21 protein-coding genes, 1 other RNA gene and 6 pseudogenes are annotated in these 26,660 nt (G+C 35.9%); 15 read left to right on the forward strand and 13 right to left on the reverse strand.

Annotated features, from left to right (window positions below):
• Nucleotides 1–6: 6 nt before the first annotated feature.
• Nucleotides 7–1,345, forward strand: a pseudogene (gene tnpC / locus AAGD87_RS02610) (IS66 family transposase).
• A gap of 229 nt (nt 1,346–1,574) precedes the next feature.
• A pseudogene (locus tag AAGD87_RS02615) lies at nt 1,575–2,884 on the forward strand (IS4 family transposase).
• On the opposite strand, the gene tgt reads toward AAGD87_RS02615, so the two are convergent.
• Complete coding sequence (gene tgt, locus AAGD87_RS02620; protein WP_264339463.1) at nt 2,881–4,092, reverse strand: tRNA guanosine(34) transglycosylase Tgt; 1,212 nt, start codon at nt 4,090–4,092, stop codon at nt 2,881–2,883. The pseudogene AAGD87_RS02615 and the gene tgt sit on opposite strands and share 4 nt — an antisense overlap.
• Nucleotides 4,093–4,593, reverse strand: coding sequence for an NADH-quinone oxidoreductase subunit NuoE (gene nuoE, locus AAGD87_RS02625; RefSeq protein ID WP_010962799.1), 501 nt, complete (start codon nt 4,591–4,593; stop codon nt 4,093–4,095).
• A gap of 224 nt (nt 4,594–4,817) precedes the next feature.
• On the opposite strand from nuoE, the gene AAGD87_RS02630 reads away from it, so the two are divergent.
• Together AAGD87_RS02630 and rnpB are read left to right on the forward strand one after the other, a co-directional pair.
• Nucleotides 4,818–6,920 carry a hypothetical protein gene (locus AAGD87_RS02630; RefSeq protein ID WP_341817720.1) on the forward strand — a complete coding sequence of 701 codons (2,103 nt, stop codon included), beginning with the start codon at nt 4,818–4,820 and terminating at the stop codon, nt 6,918–6,920.
• A gap of 157 nt (nt 6,921–7,077) precedes the next feature.
• An RNA gene (rnpB, locus tag AAGD87_RS02635) (RNase P RNA component class A) lies at nt 7,078–7,427 on the forward strand.
• Nucleotides 7,428–7,478: 51 nt separating this feature from the next.
• On the opposite strand, the gene AAGD87_RS02640 is transcribed toward rnpB, so the two are convergent.
• Nucleotides 7,479–8,249 carry a response regulator transcription factor gene (locus AAGD87_RS02640; RefSeq protein ID WP_341817721.1) on the reverse strand — a complete coding sequence of 257 codons (771 nt, stop codon included), beginning with the start codon at nt 8,247–8,249 and terminating at the stop codon, nt 7,479–7,481.
• A 325-nt stretch (nt 8,250–8,574) separates the two neighbouring features.
• Here AAGD87_RS02640 and AAGD87_RS02645 point away from each other — a divergent pair, with 325 nt between their 5' ends.
• From AAGD87_RS02645 to AAGD87_RS02660, 4 genes are read left to right on the forward strand one after another with little or no spacing between them, the layout of a single operon-like run.
• The gene (locus AAGD87_RS02645; RefSeq protein WP_264339466.1) at nt 8,575–9,558 is read left to right on the forward strand and encodes an NAD(P)H-dependent glycerol-3-phosphate dehydrogenase; all 984 of its coding nucleotides are present in this window, start codon (nt 8,575–8,577) and stop codon (nt 9,556–9,558) included.
• Between the two features lie 19 nt (nt 9,559–9,577).
• On the forward strand, nt 9,578–10,060 hold the full coding sequence (locus AAGD87_RS02650; RefSeq protein WP_006279290.1) for a phosphatidylglycerophosphatase A: 483 nt from the start codon (nt 9,578–9,580) through the stop codon (nt 10,058–10,060).
• Nucleotides 10,050–10,829, forward strand: coding sequence for a GNAT family N-acetyltransferase (locus tag AAGD87_RS02655; protein WP_006280097.1), 780 nt, complete (start codon nt 10,050–10,052; stop codon nt 10,827–10,829). Before AAGD87_RS02650 ends, AAGD87_RS02655 begins: the two co-directional genes overlap by 11 nt.
• A 42-nt stretch (nt 10,830–10,871) precedes the next feature.
• Nucleotides 10,872–12,008, forward strand: a complete 1,137-nt coding sequence (locus AAGD87_RS02660; RefSeq protein ID WP_010962793.1) for a hypothetical protein — start codon at nt 10,872–10,874, stop codon at nt 12,006–12,008.
• Nucleotides 12,009–12,011: 3 nt separating this feature from the next.
• Here AAGD87_RS02660 and AAGD87_RS02665 read toward each other — a convergent pair whose 3' ends face one another.
• From AAGD87_RS02665 to AAGD87_RS02690, 6 genes are all read right to left on the reverse strand, one after another.
• Nucleotides 12,012–12,800, reverse strand: coding sequence for a succinate dehydrogenase iron-sulfur subunit (locus tag AAGD87_RS02665; RefSeq protein ID WP_010082472.1), 789 nt, complete (start codon nt 12,798–12,800; stop codon nt 12,012–12,014).
• Nucleotides 12,801–12,886: 86 nt separating this feature from the next.
• A complete protein-coding gene (ybeY, locus tag AAGD87_RS02670; protein WP_010082473.1) occupies nt 12,887–13,339 on the reverse strand; it encodes an rRNA maturation RNase YbeY in 453 nt (150 codons plus the stop codon).
• Between the two features lie 384 nt (nt 13,340–13,723).
• The gene (locus AAGD87_RS02675) at nt 13,724–14,122 is read right to left on the reverse strand and encodes an EVE domain-containing protein (protein WP_007549395.1); all 399 of its coding nucleotides are present in this window, start codon (nt 14,120–14,122) and stop codon (nt 13,724–13,726) included.
• Complete coding sequence (ftsZ, locus tag AAGD87_RS02680) at nt 14,122–15,318, reverse strand: cell division protein FtsZ (RefSeq protein WP_010962790.1); 1,197 nt, start codon at nt 15,316–15,318, stop codon at nt 14,122–14,124. Before ftsZ ends, AAGD87_RS02675 begins: the two co-directional genes overlap by 1 nt.
• A gap of 238 nt (nt 15,319–15,556) precedes the next feature.
• Entirely contained in the window at nt 15,557–16,021 is a 465-nt protein-coding gene (locus AAGD87_RS02685; protein ID WP_341817722.1) for a hypothetical protein, read from the reverse strand.
• 83 nt (nt 16,022–16,104) lie between these two features.
• Nucleotides 16,105–16,839, reverse strand: coding sequence for an ATP-binding protein (locus tag AAGD87_RS02690; protein ID WP_341817723.1), 735 nt, complete (start codon nt 16,837–16,839; stop codon nt 16,105–16,107).
• A gap of 49 nt (nt 16,840–16,888) precedes the next feature.
• Here AAGD87_RS02690 and AAGD87_RS02695 point away from each other — a divergent pair.
• Nucleotides 16,889–17,748, forward strand: a protein-coding gene (locus AAGD87_RS02695; protein ID WP_264705388.1) for an IS630 family transposase whose coding sequence is annotated in 2 segments (ribosomal slippage) — nt 16,889–17,213 and nt 17,213–17,748 — 861 coding nt in all. Because the reading frame shifts where the segments join, the coding sequence is not laid out codon by codon here.
• Between the two features lie 28 nt (nt 17,749–17,776).
• On the opposite strand, the pseudogene AAGD87_RS02700 reads toward AAGD87_RS02695, so the two are convergent.
• Together AAGD87_RS02700 and AAGD87_RS02705 are read right to left on the reverse strand one after the other, a co-directional pair.
• Nucleotides 17,777–18,088: pseudogene (locus tag AAGD87_RS02700) on the reverse strand (ATP-binding protein); the annotation flags it as partial.
• Nucleotides 18,089–18,192: 104 nt separating this feature from the next.
• Nucleotides 18,193–18,669 (reverse strand): annotated as a pseudogene (locus tag AAGD87_RS02705) (magnesium chelatase domain-containing protein); the annotation flags it as partial.
• 122 nt (nt 18,670–18,791) lie between these two features.
• Here AAGD87_RS02705 and AAGD87_RS02710 point away from each other — a divergent pair.
• From AAGD87_RS02710 to terL, 4 genes and pseudogenes are all read left to right on the forward strand, one after another.
• Nucleotides 18,792–19,631, forward strand: coding sequence for a polysaccharide deacetylase family protein (locus AAGD87_RS02710; protein WP_264339479.1), 840 nt, complete (start codon nt 18,792–18,794; stop codon nt 19,629–19,631).
• On the forward strand, nt 19,586–21,160 hold the full coding sequence (locus AAGD87_RS02715; RefSeq protein WP_006280388.1) for a penicillin-binding transpeptidase domain-containing protein: 1,575 nt from the start codon (nt 19,586–19,588) through the stop codon (nt 21,158–21,160). Before AAGD87_RS02710 ends, AAGD87_RS02715 begins: the two co-directional genes overlap by 46 nt.
• 903 nt (nt 21,161–22,063) lie before the next feature.
• Nucleotides 22,064–22,474, forward strand: a pseudogene (locus AAGD87_RS02720) (terminase); the annotation flags it as partial.
• A 104-nt stretch (nt 22,475–22,578) separates the two neighbouring features.
• Nucleotides 22,579–23,619: pseudogene (terL, locus tag AAGD87_RS02725) on the forward strand (phage terminase large subunit); the annotation flags it as partial.
• 377 nt (nt 23,620–23,996) lie between these two features.
• On the opposite strand, the gene AAGD87_RS02730 reads toward terL, so the two are convergent.
• Nucleotides 23,997–25,046, reverse strand: coding sequence for a class I SAM-dependent methyltransferase (locus tag AAGD87_RS02730; RefSeq protein ID WP_341817724.1), 1,050 nt, complete (start codon nt 25,044–25,046; stop codon nt 23,997–23,999).
• Nucleotides 25,047–25,147: 101 nt separating this feature from the next.
• On the opposite strand from AAGD87_RS02730, the gene AAGD87_RS02735 reads away from it, so the two are divergent.
• Both AAGD87_RS02735 and AAGD87_RS02740 read left to right on the forward strand, forming a co-directional pair.
• On the forward strand, nt 25,148–25,519 hold the full coding sequence (locus AAGD87_RS02735; protein WP_410541888.1) for a hypothetical protein: 372 nt from the start codon (nt 25,148–25,150) through the stop codon (nt 25,517–25,519).
• Complete coding sequence (locus tag AAGD87_RS02740) at nt 25,520–25,804, forward strand: DUF2610 domain-containing protein (RefSeq protein ID WP_010962783.1); 285 nt, start codon at nt 25,520–25,522, stop codon at nt 25,802–25,804. It abuts the gene before it with no gap.
• Between the two features lie 6 nt (nt 25,805–25,810).
• Here the strand turns inward: AAGD87_RS02740 and dapD are convergent, their stop codons facing one another.
• Complete coding sequence (dapD, locus tag AAGD87_RS02745; RefSeq protein WP_264339475.1) at nt 25,811–26,641, reverse strand: 2,3,4,5-tetrahydropyridine-2,6-dicarboxylate N-succinyltransferase; 831 nt, start codon at nt 26,639–26,641, stop codon at nt 25,811–25,813.
• Between the last annotated feature and the right edge of the window lie 19 nt (nt 26,642–26,660).

The following is a 26,660-nucleotide window of genomic DNA, read 5'->3' on the forward strand; positions in this document are numbered from 1 at the left end:
GTAAATATGTCTGATCTACTAGCTAGTCTTCTCAAGCTCTGTGAAAGCTTTAAAATAGAGATAGAGTAACTAAAAGCAGAGATAAAGAGGTTAGAGATAGAAAACGAAAATTTTAGATCTGAGAATAAGGCGCTAAGAATCGAAAATGCTGAATTGAAAGAAAGACTAGGTCTGAATTCACAAAATTCATCGATACCGAGCTCAAAAGAGTTATACAAGCTAAAGAAGAAAAAGAAAAAAAGTGACAGGAAAATAGGGGCACAGATTGGGCATGAAGGAAAGTATCGCCCTAAAATGGAAGCAGATGAAGTGGTGAAAATAGAGTTCTTGCGAGTGCGGAGGAGAAATTGCGATATCGAAAGAGCCATACATTCATCAAAAAGTTGATTTGCCAGCTTATGTTGTGGAATACCAATGGCCGCTGTTGCAAGTGTGGAAAAAGAAAAAGTAGCAGGCTACCAGAAGGTGTTACTGCGGATACATTTGGTCCAAAAGTTAAGTCAACAATTGCGGCGCTGAGCGGATTTTACAAGAACTCGAAAAGAGAAGTAGCAAATATTATAAAAAATATTTTCAACCTGGACATCAGTGTTGGTAGCGTGTCAAATAGCGAGGCTAGAGTTGCAGAAAAATGCCAAGAAGCATATGAGCAAATCGAGCAAGAAGTAAGTAAAAGTGAAGTTCTGCATATCGATGAAACGAGCCATTATAACAAAGGTAAACTTGGTTGGTGCTGGATGTTTGCCAGTAATACAGCAAGTTTTATAAAATTGACAGAGTCAAGAGGAATGAAGGTTTTACAAAATAGTAAGTTCTGCAATCGCAATAGCTTACGACAGGTACGCAGCATACAACTACTTTGCCGATAAGAACAGGCAAATCTGTTGGGCACATTTATCAAGAGATTTTGAAAGATTAGCACATAGTTGAAGTTAAAGTTCTGGGCTGTTACTTAAGAAACGTAGCCACTGAATTATTTGCACTAAAAAAGGCCTTGCTAAAAAATGAGATAGATGTTTTTAGATTTACCAGACGTGCCAGAAAATTGCGAAAACGTACAAGGTATTACTTGAAGCCGTTTACCTGAAGCAATTGGAGCTTCTCGAGTTGCAAAAAATATTTTGAAATCTGAAAGAATGATGTGGAAATTTTTAGATGACCCAGAAAATATTCCGCTGACAAATAACCATGCTGAACGGCAAATACGGCATTATGTCGTTTATCGCAAAAATTCATATTTTACCCAATCGAAGCGGGGAACTTGAACGGATAATTTCATTATACTTGACATGGAAACAAATGGGCTTTCCAAAACCTCTTATCTATCATCTCTCACACCGCTTAGCTGAACGGATACAACCCAAGAAAGGTTTTTCTACGTCATACCGCCGCGGTATCTCAGCATAGATTCCGCTAACGAGTAGCGGAATGACGCATTTGTTGTTTTTCAAATTGTAGGTAAACCTAAGCCACTTTAGCTATATCATACGCGTCAAGTTAAGGAAATAAAGGTATGAAAGAGATAGAATAATAAGGTATAAGTTCTCCCAGATATACTTTTAGTGAGAGAACCAATGAATAAAATAACTTGCTTATCAAAAAAGCTCAAAGAATTTTTTAATGAAAAAGCAGAGAAAATCTCAATTACAACAAGGTTTATAAAAAGAAAGAGAAAGCTAAAAGGTTCATCATTCGTAAAAGCCATGGTCTTGGGTAATATAGGAGTTGATAATTGTAGCGTAGAAACAATGTGTCAATTACTAAACGAGGACTCGATAGATATAACAAAACAAGGTTTGGATTTTAGATTTACTGAAGAAGCAGTGGAATTTATGAAAAGGATGTATAATGAATCTGTGATTCTCTTTAAAAATATCTTGCAAGTTGATTGCAAAATCTTACAGCAATTTAATAGTGTTAAATTATTGGACAGTAGCTATATTACTCTACCTAACAGTATGGAAGAGATGTATAAAGGTTATGGTACTAGCTACAGTGGCTATGAAAGCAATACTAAGTCTGGAATAAAGTTACAATTAGTTTTCGACTACATGAATCAGATAATAGACCAACTTAATTTAACGGAGGGGGTAAGATCAGACCAGGGATATAGGAAACATTTAAGTAATATATTAAGCAATGATTTGCTAATATCTGATCTCGGTTATTTTGTGCCAAGTTCTTTTAAACAAATCAATGAAATAGGAGCTTATTTCATAAGTCGTCGATACCAACATATATGATGTAGAAACAAATCAAAAAATGGAGTTATTAGAATGTTGAGAGGATAAGTTATTTTTAGAAAACGAGGTATTGTTAGGAAAAGAAGCAAAAATTAGAGTAAGAATTATATGTCAGAAACTAACTGAAGAACAGTCTATGGGCAGAAGAAGGAAAGCTAATAGATTAGCAAGATCGCAGATCCTCTAAAAGAAATCAAAAATTGTTGAACTGGTCAATATTTATAACTAATGTTCCAGAAAATAAAATTAGTGCTGAGCAAGTATTAACGATTTACAGAGTAAGGTGGCAAATTGAGTTATTATTTAAATTGTATAAAAGCCATATCAGGCTTGATAAGCTAAAAGGAAAGCCATGCAGAGTATTATGTGAACTATATGCTAAATTGTGCGCAATTCTTATATTTCACGGCATAGTTGGTTGCACAGAAGTGAAAAAGAATACAGAACTTAGCTTAACAAAGGCATTTATTGAGCTAAAAAGGCGGGTTAGAGAGTTATTTTTAGTATTAACCAAAATTAATAGTTTAAAAGCATTTCTTAAAAAACTCACTATAACTTGGTCGCGATTTTCATTAAAAGACAAACGTAGAAGGGCTAGAGTATCCACTTTAACCTCTCTAAATTTGCTCACAATCTCTTAACTTGACGCGTATGGTAGTGGTATCTCACTAATCCAATTATTTTTCTCCCGATCTAGCCTATCATCTAATATAGCCTGCCTTATTGATGCCATTAACTTATTCATAAAGAAAATATTATGAATGGTAACGAGCGTGTAAGCCAGGAGCTCTTTAGCTTTCAGTAAATGGTGTATATAAGCTCTTGAATGTTTTCTGCAGGTAAAGCATAAACAGTCACTTTCAATTGGGTTGTTGTCCAGCTCAAATCGTTGATTCCGCAAATTAATATGCTCTTTGCACTTTGAAGAAATAGAATTTCTGTTTTTTACTTTAACAAGTGCGCCACCATGCCTTGCTAAGCGGGTTGGATGCACGCAATCAAACGTGTCAATTCCAAGCTCTACTCCGCGAAAGATGTCCACAATTCCACCAATACCAAGCAAATGAGTAGGCCTGTCTTTTTTCAGGTGGTCCATAGTGAAAGAAACTACATCATGCATCTGCTCTTTACTTTGACCAAGTGATCCACCTATTGCTTGACCAAAAAATGGCAAATCGTTGATAAAATCACAACTTTCTCTACGTAAATCTTGATACACTCCGCCTTGACTAATTCCATACAGTGCCTGCTTGCCATTATTGTTTTTTTCAAATTCATTTAAAGAACGTTCAGCCCATCTGTGGCTCATGAGCATTGATTTTGCTGTGTATTCTTTGCTTACGTGAAATGGAGTGCATTCATCTAAAACTAGGATTAAATCTGCACCTAATTTCTGTTGAATTTGTACAGATTTTTCAGGAGTTAAGCAATAAATTTTACCATTAATGTAAGAACGAAAAATTGCCCCATCCTCATTAATTTTGATCAAAGTTTTTTGTTTTTTTCTTATTCCTTTTATCTCTTCCGAAACTGATCCGTGGCCTAAGCTAAATATCTGATATCCACCTGAGTCAGTTAGCATTGGCCCATTCCATCCTATCATCTTGCGCAAACCACCAAGTTTTGCAACAGTATTCTCTCCTGGTTGAAGCATTAGGTGATAGGTGTTGGAAAGTATGATTTGGGTACCAGCTTCACTTATTCTTTCAATATCTGCAGCTTTAATTGCAGCTTTTGTTGCGCAGAATATAAAAGCGGGGGTTTCTACGCTTCCATTTGGAGTTTTAATTGTTCCAACTCTTGCAGAACCTGATTGCTTGATTCTCTTGAATGAAAATTCTTCTTTCATCTATTTGCCTGAAAGTTCTGTTATGATGTTTTCTACTTTCTCAGGAGTAAGATTTTCATAGAAGTCATTATTGATCTGCACAACGGGAGCATTAACGCATGCACCTAGGCATTCAACTTCTTTTAAAGTGAACAAATTATCTTTAGTAGTCTCACCGATATTGATTCCAAGTTTTTTTTTAAAGGTATTTAAAACTTCTTCACTATTGCACAACCAGCAAGGAGTTGTTCTACAAATTTGTATTAGATATTTGCCTACTGGTTTTAAATTATACATGGTGTAAAAATTTGCCACTTCATATACACGAATATGTGGAATATGCAGCATATCAGCAACATAACGCATAGCAGATTCAGAAACCCATCCGCATTGCTCTTGAACCAGATATAGTAAAGGCATAACAGCACTACCTTCTCTACCTTTGGGATACATCTCTATAAACTTTCCCGCTTTCTTGAGGTTTTCTGATGTAAAACTAAACTGCTCTTCTTTTTCTATCATTCATGAGACTCGTGTAAACTTTAACAGATTATACCTGTAGAACCAATGATTGCAATTGTTGGTTTTTTGAGAAATAGCATAAAGCTTCTTAGCCCTCTTCAAGCTTATATTTACCTTTTAGTATAAAATATTATATTAATTTTTTAATTTTAGTTAAAATTTTCATTGACATTAACACACAGGAGTAATCATAATAGCATTTTATTAATATTTTAAATAAAATTATGTCTATATTAAGAAGATTGCTCGGGATCAACTCAAATACACCGGAAATTAAAGAAGCGATAGGTTTTAATCCAACAAACGTAGAATTAATTGAGGGGAATGGAGTTGCTTACGGACTCAGCTATCAAGATAATGGTAATGGGAGCAGTAAAGTAAAATTACTTATTAGTCCATTATATCAATCAAAAACATACGAATGTGGTACAAATATCAGCGTAGCAAATGAATTCAAAGATCAATTATCTCTCACATTAATAGAAGATTCAGCTGAAATAGATAAAGTTGGAGTTATCTTTCCTGAAGAAGGAATTAGCGAAGAAGGAGAAAAATGCGTTAAAGGCTTATCTTTTAACACTTACGGAATTAAACAATCAGTTAATACTCCTTCAGTTGAACATTTAGATAAAAGAAAATTACAAAAGAATATTGATAATAATAGTCTTGCAAATGTGGGCAATAGTTACTTTCAACCAAGAGCAGTGAAAGTTGGTAATGGTGACGTAATTGTAATCGCCCATAACTTAAAGGATCAAACTTTAGTTTCTTGGTACTTAAAGTCAAGCGAGAGCGGAAAATTTAAGGTATTGACTGGAGAAAAAGGTGTTACAGAAAGAAAATTGTTCAATTTTGATAATCAGGGGCAATTGGCATTAAATGGAAACACGATGCTTTATTCGCAAGTGAGCAAAAGGATTATTAAGGAAAATCAAGAGGTGAGAAAAACACGTATTTTTAAATTTGATATGGCTAAAGTGATTCAGGGTCTGAAGGATGGAGTTAATGGCTTTTTACTTGGTAATCGAAAAGGTCAAATAGATAATAAAGCACTATCTCTTTCTAGAGAACATGAAATAAGCTTTTTGCAGTATGTTGAACAAACGGAAGGAAATGATCTAGTTGCTTTTCTTGAAAATGACCAATCAGCTAATGAGCAGAGGTTACATATAGCAACTCTACTTAAAAATGGATCAGTGTCAGATTTTCCTATCTATCAATTTACAGATCCTATAGAGCAATTATATATTAAAGGCAACGGTCAGGGTGGTTTTATCGTAACTGCGGTAAGTGGAGAAAATATTGTAACTTTTAATCAAAACGGCTCTGGAAAATCTTCTGAAGCAACAATAATACCGGCAAATAGCATCAAAACTCTCAGTGATTTTGTTAATATCATTAACGGTCGATTAACGCCAGATATTATTTCTAGTAGTACCGTGGCTCCTATAACTGTTGCAGAAACGGTTGTGACTTCTAAGAAAACGCCGACTGCTGCAATTACTAGCACAGCAGAAACCGACGCTGTGAAGACTACTAAATTGACAACGGAAGCCGTTGCACCTACTTCTACAATAAGTAAACCTTCAACGGAGTCAACGACAGTAGCAAAAACAACTACTACTTCACAAGCGACCACGGTTGCTACAACGTCAACTAGTGTGCCGATAGTAACTTCAGGGACTGAGACAAGTACTGTAAAACCTACAGCAGCGACTGGTGCGTCGACTTCTACGATGAGTAAACCTTCAACAGAGTCAACGACTCAAACAAGTACAGTAACAGTGAAGCCAACAACAGAAGCCGTTGCACCTACTTCTACAACGAATAAACCTTCAACAGAGTCAACGACTCAAACAAGCACAGTAACAGTGGAACCAACTGCGCCAACAACAAGCTCAGAGAAAACTACACAAACAGTATTTAGTATACCAAGTACTAGAACAAAAGAGTCAACAACTCCTATATTCACCACGACTTTACTTCCTCAGTCTACTTCTTCACCACAACCTACTCAACTTGCTATAGGGTCTAATAAGGCAGGAATGATAGGGGGATCTTTGGTTGGAGCAATAGGTATTGTTGGAATTATAGGATTCATAGCATATAGATATGTTAAGGGTCGTAATGCTGCTCCTGTATTAGAACTAACTGATTTGGGTTATAGAAGGCGATCATCTTCAAGTAGCGATGAAGAAATTTTTACCACTGGTAACAGAATGCGAACTATATATCAATCTGAAACAGTGCTAAATAGTATATCAGTAGAAAGTAGTAGTCGATCAAGAAGTAGCTCATCGTCTTCAAGCGGTGGACCAGGCTCTTGACTAACTGAAGCGGAGTCTAAAAGTGAAAAAAGCTTATCTTGGGATAGTGATGATGTGCCGGAATATCACCTTTAGCTATTTGTCTAAATGTTTTTAATATGTAGACTGTTAGGAAATTGTCTTTTGCTTTTGTGATTTTCATGTTAAAGTATAATTCCTAGGTGAAATAAGTAGCTGCTGTTGTGTGATAAACATAGCAGAGGAAAGTCCGGGCTCCAAGGAAAAATAGTGACGGGTAATGCCCGCCGGAGGTAACTCCAGTTATAGGGCTACAGAAAATTACCGCCTAAAATATTTTTAGGTAAGGGTGAAAAGGTGTGGTAAGAGCACACCATGGCAATGGCAACATTGGTAGTCGAGTAACCAACACTAGGAGCAAGATTAAATAGAAGTAGATTTTATGTTTTCCTCATATCTACTCGGGTAAATCGCATGCGGTAAATGGTAACATTTACTCCAGATAAATAGCTACATAAACAGAACTCGGCTTATATTTCACCTAGGCGTTCACATGATACGTGCGATATAAGCCATGCTATATTTAAATGTGTAGGCATTTCATGCGTTGTCCTTCACTTGTTCTGCTTGATAGCCATCACTACTTTCGCCTACATTAACATTAGAATATTCATCATCATCAATATACTCTTTCAGAACATACCCTCTGCCCCAAACGGTTTCTATGTGGCTTTTTCCATCATTTGCACTTTCAAGTTTCTTACGTAATTTGCACATAAAAACATCAACTATCTTGTTATCTGAAGGTTCATCCAAGCCATTGTAAAGATGATTTAAGAACATTTCTTTTGTTAGTACTGTTCCTTTACGCAGTGCTAGCAATTCTATCATAGAATACTCTTTATTAGTAAGGTGAACCGTTTTACCTTTCACCTCAACAACCCTGTGATCAAAATTGATATTTATATTACCAATCTTTATCACCGATTCAGGATGGCCTTTAGTACGACGCACTATGGCCTTAATTCGAGCTAATAACTCGCTTTTATGAAATGGCTTGGTTAAGTAATCATCGGCACCATACCCGAGTCCTTTAGCTTTGTGATTGACAGCGGATATGCATGAAAGTATTAAGACAGGAACTTTGATTTTTGCACTTCTTAGTCTTAACAATATATCATATCCGTCAATATCACCAGGTAAGTGTATATCTAAAATAACTAGGTCATAGTAATCTCCGTTTGAGGAAACCATATTATTGTTATAATCTTGTGCAGAAGTAACAACGTTACAGAAGTGTCCATCAGAAGTTAAGGCGTTAACCACAGTCTTTGCACTTACTTGATCATCTTCAATTAATAATATACGCATATTTTACACCCCATAAATAATTTATAATTTTAGTAATATATATAACTAAGGAAAGTAATAAATCAAATTTTTATTAACAAATGATCAAAATTACACTTATTAATTAATAGTAAATATATTGTTCCAAAGTTATATAAATAGATCTAAAATATAATAGACATACCATGATAGTAATAATATTTTTAGTAAATATTGAATTAAAGTTACTATTATTAAAAGAATACTTCGGTTAATAAATATTTAACTATTCTATATGTCTGTGTTATATTTTTAATTTACTTATCCTACTATTTTAAAGTATAAGTAATATTTTCAGGAATATTGTGTGGCAATATCAATTTTAGGTGCTGGTGCATGGGGTACAGCAATCGCAATTTCATTAGGTAGTAAGAAAGATGTGATTTTGTGGACTCACAATGAAACTACATTTGAATCAATCAACGGGAAAAGAGAAAGTGACAAGCTACCCGGTTGTCGAATTTCTGATAATGTGTCAGTAAAATTGGCTATTGAAGACACAATTAATGCTTCAGTAACAATCCTCGCTGTTCCCACTCAGTCTCTGAGGAAGGTATGTCAGCAATTGCATAATTATAATCTGAAAAAAGATGTAGCAATAATTTTAGCTTGTAAGGGAATAGAAAAGTCTACATTAAAATTACCTAGTGAAATAGTAAATGAAATTTTACCTAACAATCCTATTGCTATTTTTTCAGGTCCTAGCTTTGCTGTAGAAGTTGCAAGAAAATTACCCTATTCAATGGTTCTTGCATGCCAAAATAACACATTAGGTTCAAAGCTAGTATCAGAGCTGCAACAAGAAAATGTTAAATTGGAGTTTAGTAACGACATTATAGGAGTACAGATTTGTGCAGCGTTAAAGAACGTTTTTGCTATAGCGTGTGGGATTGTTCTAGGTAGTAAACTTGGGTTTAATGCTCATGCAGCATTGATTACGAAAAGTATGAGCGAAATTAAGGCTTTATACTCAGCAAAAATTGGTGACGGTAGTGTGGATATAAATACACTACTTGGGCCAGCATGTCTGGGTGACCTAATTATGACATGCACATCCTTGAATTCAAGAAACTTATCTTTTGGGTTTAAAATAGGTAATAGTGACAATGGCTTTAATGTTCAGCAGATTTTGTCAGAAGGCAAGTCAGTGATTGAAGGTTTTAGCACTGCTGAGTCCATATTTAATTTAGCAGGAAAGCTAAAGATAAAAATGCCTATATGTGAAGCGGTCTATAGATTATTGTATGAAAGCGCCTCTATAGAGGATACTCTTTCTGTTCTTATAAGTTAATTTTGTATTTGGATATATTGTGAAATTTTTATATAAATTAATATCAACGTGGTGGCTGTCTGGAACAGTAAAAAAAATGCCAGGTACTGTGGGTAGTTTGGCTTCTTTTCCGCTTGTTCCTGTAATCCTGAGCAACAAAATTTTAGGTGCAGCAATTATTTCTTTTTTATTCTTAATTGGATTATGGTCTACAGGTAATTATATAAAACATTACAAGACTTCATGTGATCCAAAAGAGGTAGTAATTGACGAAGTGGTTGGTCAATTGCTGACGATACTTTTAGTTTCGATATTGTTAAGCCAAGAGATGAATTGTTCTTCATTGTTGTTGTGCTTTTTTTCTTTTAGGTTTTTTGATATAATAAAAACGTGGCCTATAAATTTAATCGATAAAAATACCAAAGGTCCTTTAGGTATTATGCTAGATGACGTTATAGCTGCAATTTTAGCCTGTGTTCTTATAGGAGCCTTTTATTGTTTATTGTTGGTGTATGCAGGATAAAAAAATTTATTATTCAAGCTTAATTGTTCAAAATCTAAAGGATTATATACTGTACACAGCGAATTTATCTGAGTGGGAAGTACACGATGAATTTGATAACATCATATTTACAATAAATGGTACCAGGGAGTCATTATTTAATTTTGTGTTCTGTGGAGATCAATGTACCGAGCTTTCTATACAAAAAACTCTAGATTATCTCAGAACAAGAGATATAGAAGCAACATGGGTAATAAATTCACATATGAAAATAAGAGATATTTTAGAAAAGTGTGAAATAAAACACGTTAGCACACCAAAAAAAGCTTTACTTAATATGAAAAATTACTTTTTACCTGCTGATGTTATTCCAAACTTGAGGTTAAATGCTGTGAATGGTAGCAACCTCTTAGAACAGTTAGATCTACACACTTCTAAAATTTTTTATCATGGCGTTGGAATTGTCAGCACATTTTTTCGCGGATTATCAAATTATGATGATAAGAACTCAAGATTAAGATTTTTTCTTGTAACACTAAATAATGAAATTATTGGGACATGCGGTCTTTATGTTCAAGATAGCGTAGCTGGTTTTTATAGTGATGGAGTTTTACCAATTTACAGGAATCGTGGAATAGGTACCCAAATGGTTTTAGAAAGAATAAAGATAGCTAAACAGCTTGAATGCAAATATATAGTAGCACATTGTATGAAATCTTCTGTGAACCTTTATAAGAGATTGGGCTTTCAAATGTTAGGCAATCTTTACTTATATACCTCTTCAGCATAATTCTGAGCGGTTACAAATTTTTACATTTGTTTTAAAAGTGCTATGTTTTTTTTGTATGAAGTGGTTTTAATATTGATTCTAATATTATTCTTTCTCTCTTATTCTAAATTAAAAATTAGTAATAAGATTAAGAACTTACAGCATCAAAATGTTATCATAAATAATTTAATTGATACTGTGAATGATGGGTTTTATATTTGGGATGCAAAAAAACGTATAGAAAAGTTCTCTCCCAATTTACTAATTTTGCTTAATACTGTTTTTTACTCATTTAATGAGTTTGTGAATTTTTTTGAGCAATCAGAAAGCTTAATCAAAAATTTTGTTGAGGCAAAGGAAATAAATAAATCTTTTACTCTAGATTTAAAGTCAAAAGACAGTGAGGTTTATTGCATATGTTACGGTAGAAGCATAATAGATGATTCTAACAATGTGATAGGTGTGCTGTTATGGATAAGGAATGTCTCAGACTGTAAGATAAAGGCTAACGGACTTGAGTTAGAAAATAGTAAGCTTACACAGGAAGTGGAGAGCTATAAAAACGTTTTCAACTCTTTACCATTTCCAATACTAAGATATAACAAGAGTAGAAAGGTGGAATTTTATAACTTGTTTTATGATAAATATGTAGATGGTTCTAAGAAATTTGCTATTACCGGTAGCGCTCATAGCACAAAACCAGGAAGACATGTCATAACTTATAAGAACGAACCTAAGGTTTTCGATTTTGTTAAAATTCCAATACAAGGTTCTGGTAGCATAGTAATGTATGGGAAAGATGTTAGTGATGCAGAGAAATTATATACTGAATTAAACAGTTATTTAGCTACACAGAAAAATTTGCTTGAGAGGTTACCGGTTGCTATAGTAATATATAGTAAGAATCAAAAGCTAAAATTTTATAATAATGCTTTTATAAAAACCTTTCAATTTGACCCAAAATTTTTGGCATCTTACCCAACTTATCACGAAGTTATGCTTTACCTCTTCGAATCTAAAAAGCTTTTAGAAAAAGAGGATTTTCAAACTATTAGTAACCAAAGACATGAGTTGTTCAAAAAATTATTTGAATCGTACGATGATACGATGCACTTCACAAACGGAAAAGCGTTCAGGGTATTAACAATACCCTACGCTTCGGAAGGTTTGCTGTTCTCTTACGAAGAATGCAAAAGATAATACTTAAACTCCTTCTCTCTCTACCATGAGCTGTTTTACTTTCGCTATTGCTCTTGCTGGATTAAGTCCTTTAGGACAAGTTTTTGTGCAATTCATTATTGTATGACAACGATACAACTTGAATGGGTCGTTTAAAACATCAAGTCTTTCACCTGTCTTATTATCACGGCTGTCAGCAATCCATCTGTAAGCTTGTAATAGTATTGCTGGTCCTAAAAATTTATCACTATTCCACCAGTAGCTTGGGCAACCAGTCGAACAGCAAGCACATAATATACAGTCGGACAAGCCATCTAATTTTTTTCTATCTTCAGAAGATTGAGAGTATTCTTTATTTGGTAGGGCAGGCTTATCTGCTTGTAACCAAGGTTTAATTGATTTGTATTGCTCATAAAATTGGCTCAAATCCGAGACTAGGTCCTTTATTACATACATGTGAGGTAATGGATATATTTTTACGTCACCTTTTATATCATGTATAGATCTAGTACATGCAAGAGTATTGGTTCCGTCAATATTCATGGCACAAGATCCACATATGCCTTCTCTACAAGAACGTCTGAAAGTTAAAGTCGAATCTATTTCATCCTTTATTTTTATTAATGCATCAAGTACCATAGGGCCACAACTATCCATATCAATAAAAAATGTGTCTATTCTAGGGTTTTTCTCGTCATCAGCAGACCAACGGTAAATTTGAAATCTTCTGATGTTTTTTGCTCTAGCAGGAATAGGATAAATTTTGCCCTTTTGATTAATTTTAGAATTCTTTGGCAAAGAAAACTGAACCATATCACTTACCTTTTATTGTTTATAGCTAAAACCCTTTGTAGATAACATATTTTATTATCATCTACTATATTTTTATTAAATTCCTTTTAAATCGCACACATATTGTAGCCAAGCGAAGCTAAAATCTCTCTTTCTAGATTTTTCATTATAATTTCTTCATCTTTTTTTTGGTGATCATAACCAAGTAAATGCAGTAATCCATGCACTAACATGTGTGCAATGTGAGCAAGAATGGGTATATAATACTCATGCGATTCTCTTTTTATTGTGTCTATTGAAATTGCTATGTCTCCTAAATCGCACTCATTAGACAATTGTTCATACGGAAATGATAGTACGTTAGTTGGCTTATCCATTTCTCTAAATTTTAAATTAAGTTGATGTAGCAAGTCATCATCAGCCAGAGCTATTGATATATTTGGTTTATAGTGGTCTATTTTTAATTCTTTTAGAGAAGCATTGATGACACCTAATACAAAATTTTTAGGATTTTCTATAATGCTGCACCATTTCTTGTCAAGAATATTTACTTCTAACATGAGTGACACATCAGTAAGGGTGTCATGCAAATAGCTGACACTGGAATCCAAAAAAGAAGAGTTATAGACCCTTGTGTCATGTACACAACTGTACGAATATTGTACACTAGAAGGATGTCATCCCAGTGTCTAGGCACTGGGATCCAGGAATTTTGATTAGACATCAAGTTAGTGAATATAAAAGTAGCTAGTCTTATATTAAAACACAACGGCTTTAATGTGGTTGCATTAAGGCTGGATTCCAGTGTCAAGCACTGGAATGACACCTTTGTGTTTGATGCAAAATCGGCTATAACGTTTAATGCACTGCCTTCGAGACAAATATTCATACAGCTGTGCGTTGTGTGCTGAGATGACATCATTTAGGAACTGAAATGACAGGTATTACACATCACTCATCCTTATTATTTCATTCCATTCAATTTCCGAAACTGGGGCAATTGATAAACGTGGTTGTTTTAATATAGTCATATTTTTCAAAAGTGGGTTTTGTTTTATATTATTTAACGTTACTTGGTTATTTAAAGGTTTCAAAAACTTTACATTCACTAATCCGAACTTGGGATCATTAACATGATAATACTCTTTAAATACTTCAACGATTCCAAGTATTGCTTTCTCTTTACCTGTATGATAAAAAAACGCAAGATCGCTTGCTTTCATAATTTTCATGTAATTTTGAGCTTGATAATTGCGCACACCATCCCACTCAACTACCTGCTCCTTTTCCATTTTTTGCCATGAGTATTCACTTGGCTCTGACTTAAGTAGCCAAAATTGCATTATTTTTTTCTTCTTAAGTAAGCTGGTATATCATAGATATTGCTGCCCCACTTAGCTCCTTCGCTTACCTGTTCAGCTGGTTTTGTTTCCAGTGTTTTGTCTTGTGTACTTTCACTTTGACTATATGGCCACTTAAATTTCTCTTTCTCTGAGTCTTCGCTCTGACTTATAGGTGAAGTTTCTGATTTATTATTGCGACCATCAATGCCAGTTGCAAGAACAGAAACTCTAACTCTTCCCTCCATCGCTTGATCAAAAGTAGCACCAAATATTATATTTGCATTTTCATCTACTTCTTCACGCACTCTATTGGCTGCAGCATCAACTTCAAACAGAGTCATATCTCCGCCACCAGTAATGTTAATTAATATTCCTTGCGCACCTTTCATTGATACATTATCAAGCAATGGATTAGATATTGCAGCCTCTGCAGCACTAATTGCTCTATCTTCTCCTTCTGCCTCTCCGGTGCCGATCATCGCTTTGCCCATCTCGCTCATTACTGTTTCTATATCAGCGAAGTCAAGATTGATAAGCCCTGGCATGACCATCAAGTCAGTTACTCCTCTGATGCCAATGTGCAGAACATTATCAGCAAGTTTAAATGCATCAGAAAATGTAGTTTTTTCATTTGCAATTCTAAATAAATTCTGATTTGGAATGACAATAAGTGTATCCACGTATTTTTGCAGTTCTTCAAGTCCAAGCTCTGCAATGCGCATACGGCGCACACCTTCAAAACCGAACGGTTTAGTTACAACTCCAACAGTCAATATCTTTTTTTCTTTTGGCGCTCTATCCTTAACTGCGGCTCTTGCTTCTCTGGCTGCTTTTGCAATTACCGGTGCTGCACCGGTTCCAGTACCACCGCCCATTCCTGCTGTGATGAAAAGCATATGACTATCTTTTATATGCTCCATAATCTCATCAATTGACTCTTCTGCTGCACCTTTGCCAACATCAGGCAAAGCACCAGCACCAAGCCCCTTAGTTAAATTAATGCCAAGCTGAATTTTTTTATCACATAACGACTTTTCTAGTGCTTGAGCATCGGTATTTGCGACAACAAAATTCACTCCTTGCAAATTAGATTGGATCATGTTATTCACAGCATTTCCACCAGCACCACCCACTCCCACAACGGTAATCCTTGGGTGCAATATAGGTAACTCCGGCAGACTAAGATCAATAGACATTTAAATTACTCAAATTTAGCGAATTCACTTGATAATAAGTTACCGCTTTTTTAATAATATGCAAATACTTTTCACTTCTATAGGCGTAAACAGTAAACGGGATTTACTTATTCTTAACATTTATACTAATAAGTGCCGTTAATTATAATAACTAGATTCTTAGATGACATCACTTAACCGATGCAAAAAATAGAAAACGTTTATAAAAAGGGACAGAAACCTATCCCTTTTTATTTTGTTAAAGATTATTAGCTTCCTTATCTTTCTCTTCCCCTTTCAATGCTTCAACCGCAACATCTTTTAATTTTGAGGCAATTTGATATGTTCCATAAAGAACAGCAGCTGCAGCAATTGCCATTATGGCACCCGCAACTATCTGACCAGCAACACCTGTTCCGATAAATCCAGGTAATGAAGCAGCTATTGCTTGATTTGTTCCAACAAAGTAACTGGCAGTCTTAGCAAGAAACCCAGAAGCTTCTGCTGCACTAACAAAGCCTGCTTTCATATGCATTGCTGTAAAGACAACACTTGCAACTGCAAGCGGAAATAATGCTGTTCTCCCTTTATTATGCATAGCGTACTGACCAGCTCCACCAGCAGCACCAGGAATTCCCCAGTATTTTTCAGCTCGTATATATCCTTCTGAAATAGCATGAAAAATGCCATCCCCTTTTCTATACTTATAATTTGTTAATGCCATAACTCTACTCCTTAAATAGAATGTTAAAATTTCATTAAGGAAGCATATAGTAAAAAAAATTGCCTGTCAAGTAAACTAATTTTTTAATATACCTTTATTCTGTAATTGGGCGCTTCAGCAATGTGTGCTCTTTTTACTTCTTCACTTTTTGCAAGATCTGCAATAGTTCTTGCAACTTTTAATACGCGTGTGTAGCCTCGATTGGAAATGTAATTTTCTTTCAGTACGTATTTTAGCAATTCTAACCCTGCCTGATCTGGTTCAGTAAATTTATTAAATGCTTCACCGCTTACTTCTGAATTGCAACGAATATTTAATTCACTATAGCGCTCAGTTTGAACTTTTCTTGCTGCTATCACTCTTTCTCTTATGATTTTAGTACTTTCTCCCTCCACAGAGATTTCAGGAGAGAGTATGCTAACGTTTGGCATTTCAATGCATATGTCTATTCTATCAAGCAATGGGCCTGATATTTTGTTTTTGTAATCTGTGCCACACTTTGGAGCTTTGTTGCACGATCTGCTTGCATCACCTAAATAACCGCACCTGCAAGGGTTCATTGCAGCAATCAGTTGAAAATTTGCAGGGTAGGTTATGTGAGCATTTGCCCTTGCAACGGTAACTTTTCTATCTTCAAGTGGTTGGCGCAGAAAATCAAGCACAAGTCTTGGAAATTCTGGCAACTCATCAAGAAATAACACGCCATTGTGAGCCATGGTAATTTCTCCAGGTTTTGCATTCTTTCCTCCCCCTATCATCGCTGGCATAGAGCATGAATGATGAGGTTCACGAAAGGGACGAGTTATAGCTCTTTCCATAAAAGTCCGGATGTGATAGGATAAGGGTAGATGATGATAAGGAGGTTGAATGCCAGCAGCATATAGTTATGATTTAAGAAAAAAAGCAATGGAAGCGCTAGACGAAGGAGAAAGCAGAGAAACAGTGGCAGCAAGATTTAAGATTGGACGAACTACTTTATGGGAGTGGCAGCAAAGAAGAAAAGAAACAGGAGACTTTCAATCAAAAAAACTTGGAAATGGGGGTTACAATCACAAAATTACCGACTGGGATACCTTTGCCAAATTTGCCAGAGAACACGGAGGAAAGACTCTATCGGAAATGGCTAAACTTTGGAACAACGTTAGTATCCAAACGATCTATCGAGCCCTTAAAAAAATTGGATTTACGCGCAAAAAAAGACATATGGATACAAGGAAAGAAACGAAGAAAAACGTGCTGAATTTTTGAAAATTATAGCGACAAAAGAACCTAAAAACTTAGTGTATATAGATGAGTCTGGCATTGATAACACCGAAGACTACCCCTACGGATATTGCCAGAAAGGACAGCGGTTTTATGCCTTAAAATCTGGAAAGAAAACTCAACGAATCAGTATGGTTGCAGCCTTAAGTGGAAGAAAGATAGTTGTTCCGTTAACCTTTGAAGGCCACTGTAATATGGATGTTTTTAATGGATGGTTTGAGCAATTTTTGACACCGATCTTGGAACCTGGACAGACTGTCATTCTTGACAATGCTACTTTTCATAAGTCTGATAAGATTATCGAGCTTGCTAAAGGGGTTGGTGCAGAAATTTTGTATCTGCCGCCTTATTCTCCAGATTTCAACAAAATTGAGCATCATTGGTTTGCTATAAAAAACAGAGCCAGGAAAAACATTCCTCTATTCGAATCCTTTCGTCGTGCTGTTGATTCTGCCTTCCTATGACCTGTTCGGACTATTATGAGAAATGCTATACTTTGAATATTTCATTACCAGTTTTTGTTATGCTGGAAATAATATTAACATCAATCATCTCCTGTTCGGTTAAATCAGGCAGCAATCCTATAAAGCGCTTAGCAAGCATTGATTTTCCAGTACCAGGAGGGCCAACAAGAAGCATATTATGCCCACCTGCTGCTGCAATTTCAGCTGCTCTTTTTGCAACAACTTGGCCTTTGATATCCTTCATATCGGGAACCAATCTTTTTTCTTTGGGTGCATCACTATAATTAAAAATTACTGGCTGAATTAATTGCTCACCCTTAAAGTGTCTGATAATATCAGTTATAGCTCTTTTTACAATAATCCGAACAGATCATAATATGCTACTGCTCTACCATAGCCATAAGCACATATCTTATCCTATTCGGACTATTGCGAGAAGTGCTATAATTTCTCTATAGCCAGAATTGAAACATTCTTCACCCATACAGCTTCTACACCATTTCCTCTCGGGCAAATTACTCCTTTATTGTCCTTTTTTGCATTAATTGCTGTTGGCAGCACACCTGAAACTGGAATAACTCTGCCATCAAGGGCAAGCTCACCCATAATGATATAAGACTGAACTTTTTCAACTGGTATCACATTCATTACAACAAGTAGTCCAATAGCAATAGCCAAGTCATAATGACTGCCTTCTTTCAGCAAATCCGCAGGGGAGAGATTAACTGTAATTCTTTTTGGAGGTAGTAGTAGATTGATTGAATTTAACGCTGCTCTGATGCGCTCTCTGGATTCTGCAACAGTTTTATCCGGCAAGCCAACAATATTAAAAGCTGGAATACCATTTGCCATATGAATTTGTGCATTGACATTTACTGTGCTAATTCCCTGAAGCGCAACGGTATTTATATTTGCAATCATAATATATTATATAAAATTGTTAATACAATATATTAAAGAAGCGATGAAGTAAAGGCTACAGCAATTAAAGATGGCTTAACTTAGCAAAAAAGTGTAGTATTCTATCACTTTGCTGATTACAAATGTTTATAAGGATAATCACTTTTTTCTTACTATATTCAAGTACGGCTTTTTGTAGTGATTGTAATTTTAATTTACCATACTGTGGGCTCAGTTGTAATCTAGATCTATCATATAGAAATTTAAGTAATATAAAAAAATTATTGAATAACGACGATAAGTTTGTTGCGCTTACGTTTGATGATGGACCGTCTAACAATAGAGTAAACGATATTATTAATGTTCTGGAAAGCTATGAAGCAAAAGCAACATTTTTTGTGCTTGGTGAACGTATAAATGAAAAAACGTCTGAAATAGTAAAGAAAATTCATGAATCAGGTCATGAGTTAGGCAATCACTCTTGGTCGCATAGGAAGTTGACATCACTTTCAAGTGAGGAACAATTGCAAGAATTGGAAAAGACAAATACAGCAATTAAAAATGCAATAAAACAAGATGTAAAATGGTTTCGTCCGCCATATGGATGTTATGACGATAATCTGATTGAAAATACTGATCAATTAAATATGTATTCAATATTATGGACAGTTGATTCGCTAGATTGGCAAGGTGATAAGCCAGAAACTTTAGTTGAAAGAGTTTTAAGTAATGTACATAATGGAGCAGTTATACTGTTTCATGATCACAATAACAGGTCAAACACAATTGAAGCTTTACCTCATATTATTAAAATACTAAAAAAATCAGGTTATAAGTTTGTGACCTTAAGTAAGTGGGAAAAAAGGGTTTGTAATACGGTAAAAGCCAGAAGTGTAACAATAAAAGAGGGGAAAAAAGTGTGTTTTGAAGGAATGTTATGTGGACAAAAAACAAAGTCTTTAACCGCAGAGCATTCATATTAGGTGGTATTCAGCTTACCATTTCTGCGGTTTTTAGTTGCAGGTTATATAATTTACAAATACGAAACAGACAAAAGTACGAAGCACTATCTAATAGTAATAGAATAAGAGTTGCTACTATTATGCCTAAGCGGGGCAAAATTTTAGATAGGAATAGCATTGAACTTGCGGTAAACAAAATTTCGTATGTTGTTTTGTTTGATGGTTCTGGTAAGGAAGTTGATTTGCAGACATTATCAGAAGTCGAGTCTAAAATAGCAAAATCGTCAGAAAAAATAACTGCTCTTTATAAACGTTATTACCCGTTTGGTTCAATGTGTTCTCATGTAATCGGATATACAAAAAGACAGCAAGGCATAAGCGAAGTAGGAATCAGCGGTATTGAATATACATATGATCATATATTGAAAGGCAAGTCAGGAAAATCTGAGCAGGAAATAAATTCTAAAAAACGCGTCATAAAAGAATTATCAAGCATACCACAACAAGACGGACAAGATGTACAACTGACAATTGATATTAATCTGCAAGAGAAAACCGCAGAGGTATTTAAAGATCACCAAGGCTCCGCAGTGGTAATTGATGTAAATAATGGAGAAATTTTAGCATTATATAATTCACCTTCTTACGATAATAATCTTTTTGCTAGCAGGCTATCAAATGAGACTTGGGAGAGCTTGAATGCTCCTTCATTGCCGCTCGTGAATCGTGCGTTATCATATCAAATTCCACCTGGTTCAATATTTAAAGTAATAGTTGCGCTTGCGGGTTTAAAAGACGGAATAATCACACCAGAAGAAAAATTCTCGTGTAAGGGCTATATGAAAATAGGTGAGCGGAAATTTCGTTGCCTGAAAAGCAAAGTCCATGGATATGTATCTTTAAATGAAGCAATGGCATTATCATGCAACACTTACTTTTATAATATAGGGAAAAAAATAAGTGTAGACTCTCTAGTAGAAATGGCCAGAAAATTTGGTATTGGAAGTGGGCCACTGATTGGAACGTTTAAAGAAGAAGCTCCAGGGTTGTTGCCAGATAGAGATTGGCGTACACGAAAGCTATATTCGCAGTGGTATTTAGGTGACACTATCAACTTAGTTATAGGACAAGGGTATATGCTTACAACACCACTACAGCTTGCAGTTCTTGCAGCGAGGATTGCAACAGGAAAAGAGGTAATTCCCCGCATTAAGATGAATGAAACGATACAAGATTTTCCCGATATTGATGTGGATTGTGAGCATCTTAGCATAGTTCGAAAAGCTATGTTTGATGTGGTGAATTCTAAAACTGGAACCTATAAGAAAGGGCTAAGCGGTATACAAATTGCTGGCAAAACCGGTACACCAGAAATAAACTCTAAGGGCGAAAGTCATAAGTTATTTATCGCCTATGGCCCTTACCATAACCCGCGCTATGCAATCTCTGTGTTTATAGAACACGGCAAAGCCCCACGCCAAGATGTTGCAATTGCTAATGAGATATTTCAGTATATGCTTGAAACTATGAGTATTAAACTTCTTGCATAACCATATAACAAACTTTTATTGGGAATAGAAACGAAAAAACTTACTTGACACCCTTCGCCAGCCCCCTTATCATGAAACTGAAGCTATTGTATTTGCTTTCGCCAATCTGCAGATTAAAAGGTAAGGATTACTTAATATATCGGCGTCTTATGTTCAATTTTTTGCAGTATATAGATACTGTATGTCTTTACAAAACTTCATCTACATCTAGATTTTTATCTAAATAAGCTGAACGCGCTTATAAAGCGTTACAAGACATCAAAAAATGCCAATACTCGACAGAGATAGTAAAAGACTAGCTAACTCGGGGATTCTTTGTCTTTTTTTCTGCTTAGTAAATTTCTTAAACATTTGCAGCGTAGGTTAGTTGCAATTAAAAGCGGCTGAATCTCGCTTGTCAAGCGTTTAAAACATAAAAAACGCCAATATTTTAAAGCGGATAATAACCCCAGGGTTTCTTTTGCCTTTTTTTCATTTGGTAAATTTCTTAATATTTATAGCTAAACAACAACCGTCATCCCTAAGTATCCCGCTGCTTGTTAGCGGGATCTCTTGTTAGCGCCGCGGTGGTATGACGTAGGATTGTTGTCATTCCGCTACTTGTTAGCGGCTGAGATACCGCAGCGGGATGACGGTTCGCGGCGGCATGACGGTTCGTGGCGGCATGAAGATAAGCTCGTCATCCCGCTGCTTGTTAGCTGGATCTATGTTAAGGTATAGTAGGGGATCTATGTTAAGAGATACCGCGAATGAATCGCGGTATGACGGTGTAATGATGGTTAAGTAATTCGTCATCCCGCTGCTTGTTAGCGGGATCTAGAGATACCGCGACGTCTCACCTATAGCCTTCAGTGCTCCTTTTTTTGTCATCCCAGCGTCACGCGTTGGTTTCAACATTATATCATGAACTTTCTAAAATTCATTGAACTGTGCTTTCAAACGGTAGTGCCGGGGTGTGAGTATAACGATTATCAGTATATAAAAGTCATAGCAGATAGGCTGGAAGCGGCGAGCGCTGGTGAAGTGAAACGAATAATATTCAATATGCCTCCGCGCTCGATGAAGTCCATGTGCATAAGCGTTGCGTGGCCCGCATGGATACTGGGAAACCAACCAACTGCGAGAATAATAGTTGCAAGTTATTCTCAGCGGCTCAGCGAAAAGCACTCGCTCGACACCAGGTGCGTGATGCAGTCTAGTTGGTATAGAGCGCTATTTCCAGAGATAGAACTATCCAAAGACCAGAATACAAAATATAAATTTCAAACAGTGCAGAGAGGATACAGAATCGCAACATCAGTTGGTGGAACACTATAGCACTTCTCGCAATAGTCCGAATAGGATAAGATATGTGCTTATGGCTATGGTAGAGCAGTAGCATATTATGATCTGTTCGGATTATTGTAAAAAGAGCTATAACTGGTGAAGGTGGTGATTTTATCATTGTGGACGATCCGCTCAGTTCTGCTCAAGCTTTGAGTGAAACGCTTAGAAAGCGTGCCACAAACTGGTTTGATCAGACTTTAGTAACCAGGCTGAGCGATAGAAAAAAAGGAGTCATCGTTCTTGTAATGCACAGGCTACACCAGGAGGACTTAACTGGACACCTTCTCTCCAAGCCAAAAAACATATGGCATCATATTTGTTTGCCAATGATTTCTGAAAATAAGCAGGTTATTTATTCAATCAAAAAGCCAATACCTCCCGTTCCTATCATCCGAGTAGCTCAGCACTGTGCGACCAGGCGATTATATAATAAACCAGCGTCACCTGTAAGGATATTATATTCAAGAGAAGAAGGTCAGTTGTTATATCCCCTCGATGGAGGAAAAGAAGAAGTTGAGATAATAAAAGCTGAACTTGGGAGTTACGCTTTTGCTGCTCAATATCAACAAAACCCTCTGCCGCTTTCAAGTGGTATAATTAAACCAGAGTGGTTGAAACGCTATAAAAAATTTCCTGATAATCTCTCGCATATAACACAAAGTTGGGATACTGCGGTTTCAACAAGTAACATGAGCAACTTTAGTGTCTGCATCACCTGGGCAAAAATAGATAATAAATTCTATTTACTCGACGTATATCGCGCAAAGCTTGAGTATCCAAAGCTTAAAGAACAGGTTTTGTCACTAGCTGCAAGATGGACGCCACACGCAATTTTAATCGAAGCAAAAACAAGTGGTCAACAATTGGTGCAAGAGCTAAAGACAAACAGTGATTTACCGATTATTGAAATAGTGCCACATGATGACAAGCTCACTCGATTTCATCAAATTGTTCCGATTATAGAGTCTGGCAAGGTTTTTCTGCCACATCAAGCAGTATGGCTGAACGATTTTGAGTATGAGATTTTAATGTTTCCTGAAACTCGACACGATGATCAAGTAGATAGTACCGTGCAATATCTCCAGTGGGTGAGAAACAGTACCTCCAGGGTTGCAGCTATACGAGCATTGTGATTTGAGTCTACCAGTACTGGGATGACAGCTAGGAGACAACCGTTATCCCGCTACTTATTAGCGGGATCTAGAGATACCGCGAATGAATCGCGGTATGACGGTTCGTGGTGGTATGACAGTTCGTGGCGGTATGACGGTTCGCGGCAGCATGACGATAAGCTCGTCATCCCGCTACGTGTTAGCGGGATCTATGCTAAAAGATACCACGGCGGTATGACGTAGAACTGCTGCTTGTTAGCTGATGAGATACCGCGAATGAATCGCGGTATGACGGTTCGCGGCGGCATGACAATAAGCTCGTCATTCCGCTACTCGTTAGCGGAATCTATGCTGAGATATCGCGGCGGTATGACGTAGGGAAACCTTTCTTGGGTTAGCTATATCAATAGCATTGCTTTAAAAAGAGTGCCCATATTTTCAGTCAACCTTAAGAATTCACTAAAGATCCTATTCTTTTGTTCATCACTTGCGCTTTTCATTAAAGCCTGGGTTCTTTCTTTTATGCCAAAAAGATATAAAAATTCCCTTTGAGTTAAAATCTCGCAATCTACGTGTTTTAATGAATCTTTTAATGCTTGAAAGTTTACAAGTGCGGTAATATCACTATTACCAACATTCTCAAGAAAATTAGCATACTTATGTTGTTTTATCGATTGCAAAGTGCTCTTATATGCGGGGTATACATAACCGTAATCTACAATCAAAGCAGCTCCTTTATTATTATATATCTTCTTCTCAAGTTTTTTTAATATTTCAACCCCAACTGAACATATTTCCACCACTGCACCATTAAAAAATTTTCCATTTGTCATCTGAGTAGCTGACACTGGAATCCATGATTCTTTTTTTCTGGATTCCAGTGTCACGCACTGGCATGACACCAAGAGACTGCCATCATCTTGTTTTGTCACCATATTTTCATACCACCCCTCATCATGATATACAAACTGATCTATCGGAAGAGCGTCAAAGAACTCATTTGCTAAAAAAATGGTTGGTTGTTCTGGTAGGTTGTCAATATTTTTGTGCCAATTAACATCTAAGCTTTTTAATTTTTCCTTTTGTATCTTCCGTAAAGTAGGGCTTATTTCAACTAAGTGGATCAACATTGAATTAAAAAAGCTGCTGTATTTTTTAGTGACTCTTATTATATCGTGAATGAGTGTTCCTTTGCCTGGCCCAAGTTCAACTAGAGAAAATTTTGATGGCTTTCCTAATTTTTCCCATGCATGCATTATCCAAACTGCAATTACTTCACCAAATAATTGGCTGATCTCAGGTGCGGTAGTAAAATCACCATCCTTACCAAGCGGTAATTTACTTGTATAATAGCCGTATTTTTCATGGTACAAAACGGCATTCATGAAATCACTGATGGATATTGATCCTTGACTTTTGTCAATTAATTCGTGTATATAAGTGAGCATGTTATTAATAAATGTTTAACTATAGCGTGCCATAATATAAAATAGTAGAGTATTTATATATATAGTATACACTTAAGTTTGTGAGTAATAGTGCTTCAGTTATGGACGACAAAAACACCGATTATGTTGCCCTTATAGCTCAAGATGATAGTATTGAATACAAATTTGAAGAAGCTGTCAATTTTATAGAAAACAAGGTTATAAATGCTGATGGGCTAACTTTAGCGGAAGTGTTTCAAGTGCTAGTTCAAATGCTAAATGGTGATCTAGAATTGGTAAAAAAAGTACTAGCATGTGCTAATATTATGGCAAAGCATAGAATGAAGGTAGCAAAAGAGTCGCAATTAAGCAGAGCTGATGTTCGCCGAGCTTTGGAAGGTAGAGAAAGTGTTGTCAATAGACAAGATTTTATAAAGAAACCACCTCTTCCACCTGCTATAAAATCGACCAAAAAGAAAAGTAGAGGTCTTTAGATGGCTGAATCTATAAAAAAATTTACTGTACAATGTGACTTCAAAGGGCAAAGTTCACCTTTTGCAATATATATAGGAAATCCAAAAAGTGATGCTCATCCAATTCATCATCAAGATTCCTGGCTTGTAAAAGAACGTGGAGGGAATATTCCTAATAAAGTAAAAGAAAGTCTACAAAAATTATATAAACTATCTCAAGAAAATGGAGTCTCTTTCTCAGAGTTATGCGCGTATGCCATTACTGTGGTTAGTAATAATGATAAAAAAAGTGACGACAAGGAGTAAGATAGTTTAATCCCTCAATATTTCATTTATAGAGATTTTCGATCTCGTCTTTTCATCCACTTTTTTTACTATGACTGCACAATAGGTTGAAATATTATTTTTAGATGGAATAGACCCTGGTACCACTACAGAATAAGGTGGCACTTCGCCGTAAAATACCTTGCTAGTTTCTCTATCAATAATCTTTGTTGATGCCCCAATAAACACGCCTATGCCAAGGACTGATCCTTCTCTCACTACCACACCCTCGGCCACTTCGCTACGTGCTCCAATAAAGCAATTATCTTCTATAATGACAGGTGAAGCTTGAATAGGCTCAAGAACTCCACCTATTCCCACTCCACCGGAAATATGACAGTTTTTTCCTATTTGCGCACAGCTACCAATCGTTGACCAGGTATCTATCATTGTTCCTGAATCAACATATGCACCAACGTTGATAAAACTTGGCATTAGAACAACATTTGTACCTATATAAGCAGATCGGCGAACAAAACACCCAGGAACTGCTCTAATTTTTAACCGGCGAAATTTCTCCTCATTCCATTCACTAAACTTGTTACCGATCTTATCAAACCAGCAATTGGTATTGTCTATTATTTTGCTTTCTTCAGTGAGAAAATGTAATAATATTGCTTGCTTTATCCACTTATGTACTACCCATTCTCCACTTGATAGCTTTTCTGCTACTCTAATTTTGCCACTATCAAGGAGCTCAATTACCTCTTTAATTGCTATTCTTGCTGTTTTCTTTAGATTACAGTCATTAAATTTTTCTCTATTTTTCCAAATATCTTTTATCTCACTCTGTGTTTTTTTTAGTTGCAAACCTTCCATTTGTTATATATATATTGAT

Source organism: Wolbachia endosymbiont (group A) of Pherbina coryleti, from assembly GCF_964026875.1.
In the GTDB taxonomy this organism is placed as follows: domain Bacteria; phylum Pseudomonadota; class Alphaproteobacteria; order Rickettsiales; family Anaplasmataceae; genus Wolbachia; species Wolbachia pipientis.

What these genes read in the sequence shown, in the direction of transcription:
- ybeY (WP_010082473.1), bottom strand. Translation starts at nt 13,339, where the DNA reads ATGTTAGAAGTAAATATTCTTGACAAGAAATGGTGCAGCATTATAGAA.
- AAGD87_RS02690 (WP_341817723.1), bottom strand. Translation starts at nt 16,839, where the DNA reads ATGGAAAGAGCTATAACTCGTCCCTTTCGTGAACCTCATCATTCATGC.
- AAGD87_RS02710 (WP_264339479.1), top strand. Translation starts at nt 18,792, where the DNA reads ATGTTTATAAGGATAATCACTTTTTTCTTACTATATTCAAGTACGGCT.
- AAGD87_RS02660 (WP_010962793.1), top strand. Translation starts at nt 10,872, where the DNA reads ATGTTTTTTTTGTATGAAGTGGTTTTAATATTGATTCTAATATTATTC.
- AAGD87_RS02715 (WP_006280388.1), top strand. Translation starts at nt 19,586, where the DNA reads ATGTGGACAAAAAACAAAGTCTTTAACCGCAGAGCATTCATATTAGGT.
- AAGD87_RS02640 (WP_341817721.1), bottom strand. Translation starts at nt 8,249, where the DNA reads ATGCGTATATTATTAATTGAAGATGATCAAGTAAGTGCAAAGACTGTG.
- AAGD87_RS02675 (WP_007549395.1), bottom strand. Translation starts at nt 14,122, where the DNA reads ATGCAATTTTGGCTACTTAAGTCAGAGCCAAGTGAATACTCATGGCAA.
- ftsZ (WP_010962790.1), bottom strand. Translation starts at nt 15,318, where the DNA reads ATGTCTATTGATCTTAGTCTGCCGGAGTTACCTATATTGCACCCAAGG.
- dapD (WP_264339475.1), bottom strand. Translation starts at nt 26,641, where the DNA reads ATGGAAGGTTTGCAACTAAAAAAAACACAGAGTGAGATAAAAGATATT.
- AAGD87_RS02740 (WP_010962783.1), top strand. Translation starts at nt 25,520, where the DNA reads ATGGCTGAATCTATAAAAAAATTTACTGTACAATGTGACTTCAAAGGG.
- AAGD87_RS02730 (WP_341817724.1), bottom strand. Translation starts at nt 25,046, where the DNA reads ATGCTCACTTATATACACGAATTAATTGACAAAAGTCAAGGATCAATA.
- AAGD87_RS02685 (WP_341817722.1), bottom strand. Translation starts at nt 16,021, where the DNA reads ATGGCATTAACAAATTATAAGTATAGAAAAGGGGATGGCATTTTTCAT.
- tgt (WP_264339463.1), bottom strand. Translation starts at nt 4,092, where the DNA reads ATGAAAGAAGAATTTTCATTCAAGAGAATCAAGCAATCAGGTTCTGCA.
- nuoE (WP_010962799.1), bottom strand. Translation starts at nt 4,593, where the DNA reads ATGATAGAAAAAGAAGAGCAGTTTAGTTTTACATCAGAAAACCTCAAG.
- AAGD87_RS02630 (WP_341817720.1), top strand. Translation starts at nt 4,818, where the DNA reads ATGTCTATATTAAGAAGATTGCTCGGGATCAACTCAAATACACCGGAA.
- AAGD87_RS02665 (WP_010082472.1), bottom strand. Translation starts at nt 12,800, where the DNA reads ATGGTTCAGTTTTCTTTGCCAAAGAATTCTAAAATTAATCAAAAGGGC.
- AAGD87_RS02735 (WP_410541888.1), top strand. Translation starts at nt 25,148, where the DNA reads ATGGACGACAAAAACACCGATTATGTTGCCCTTATAGCTCAAGATGAT.
- AAGD87_RS02655 (WP_006280097.1), top strand. Translation starts at nt 10,050, where the DNA reads ATGCAGGATAAAAAAATTTATTATTCAAGCTTAATTGTTCAAAATCTA.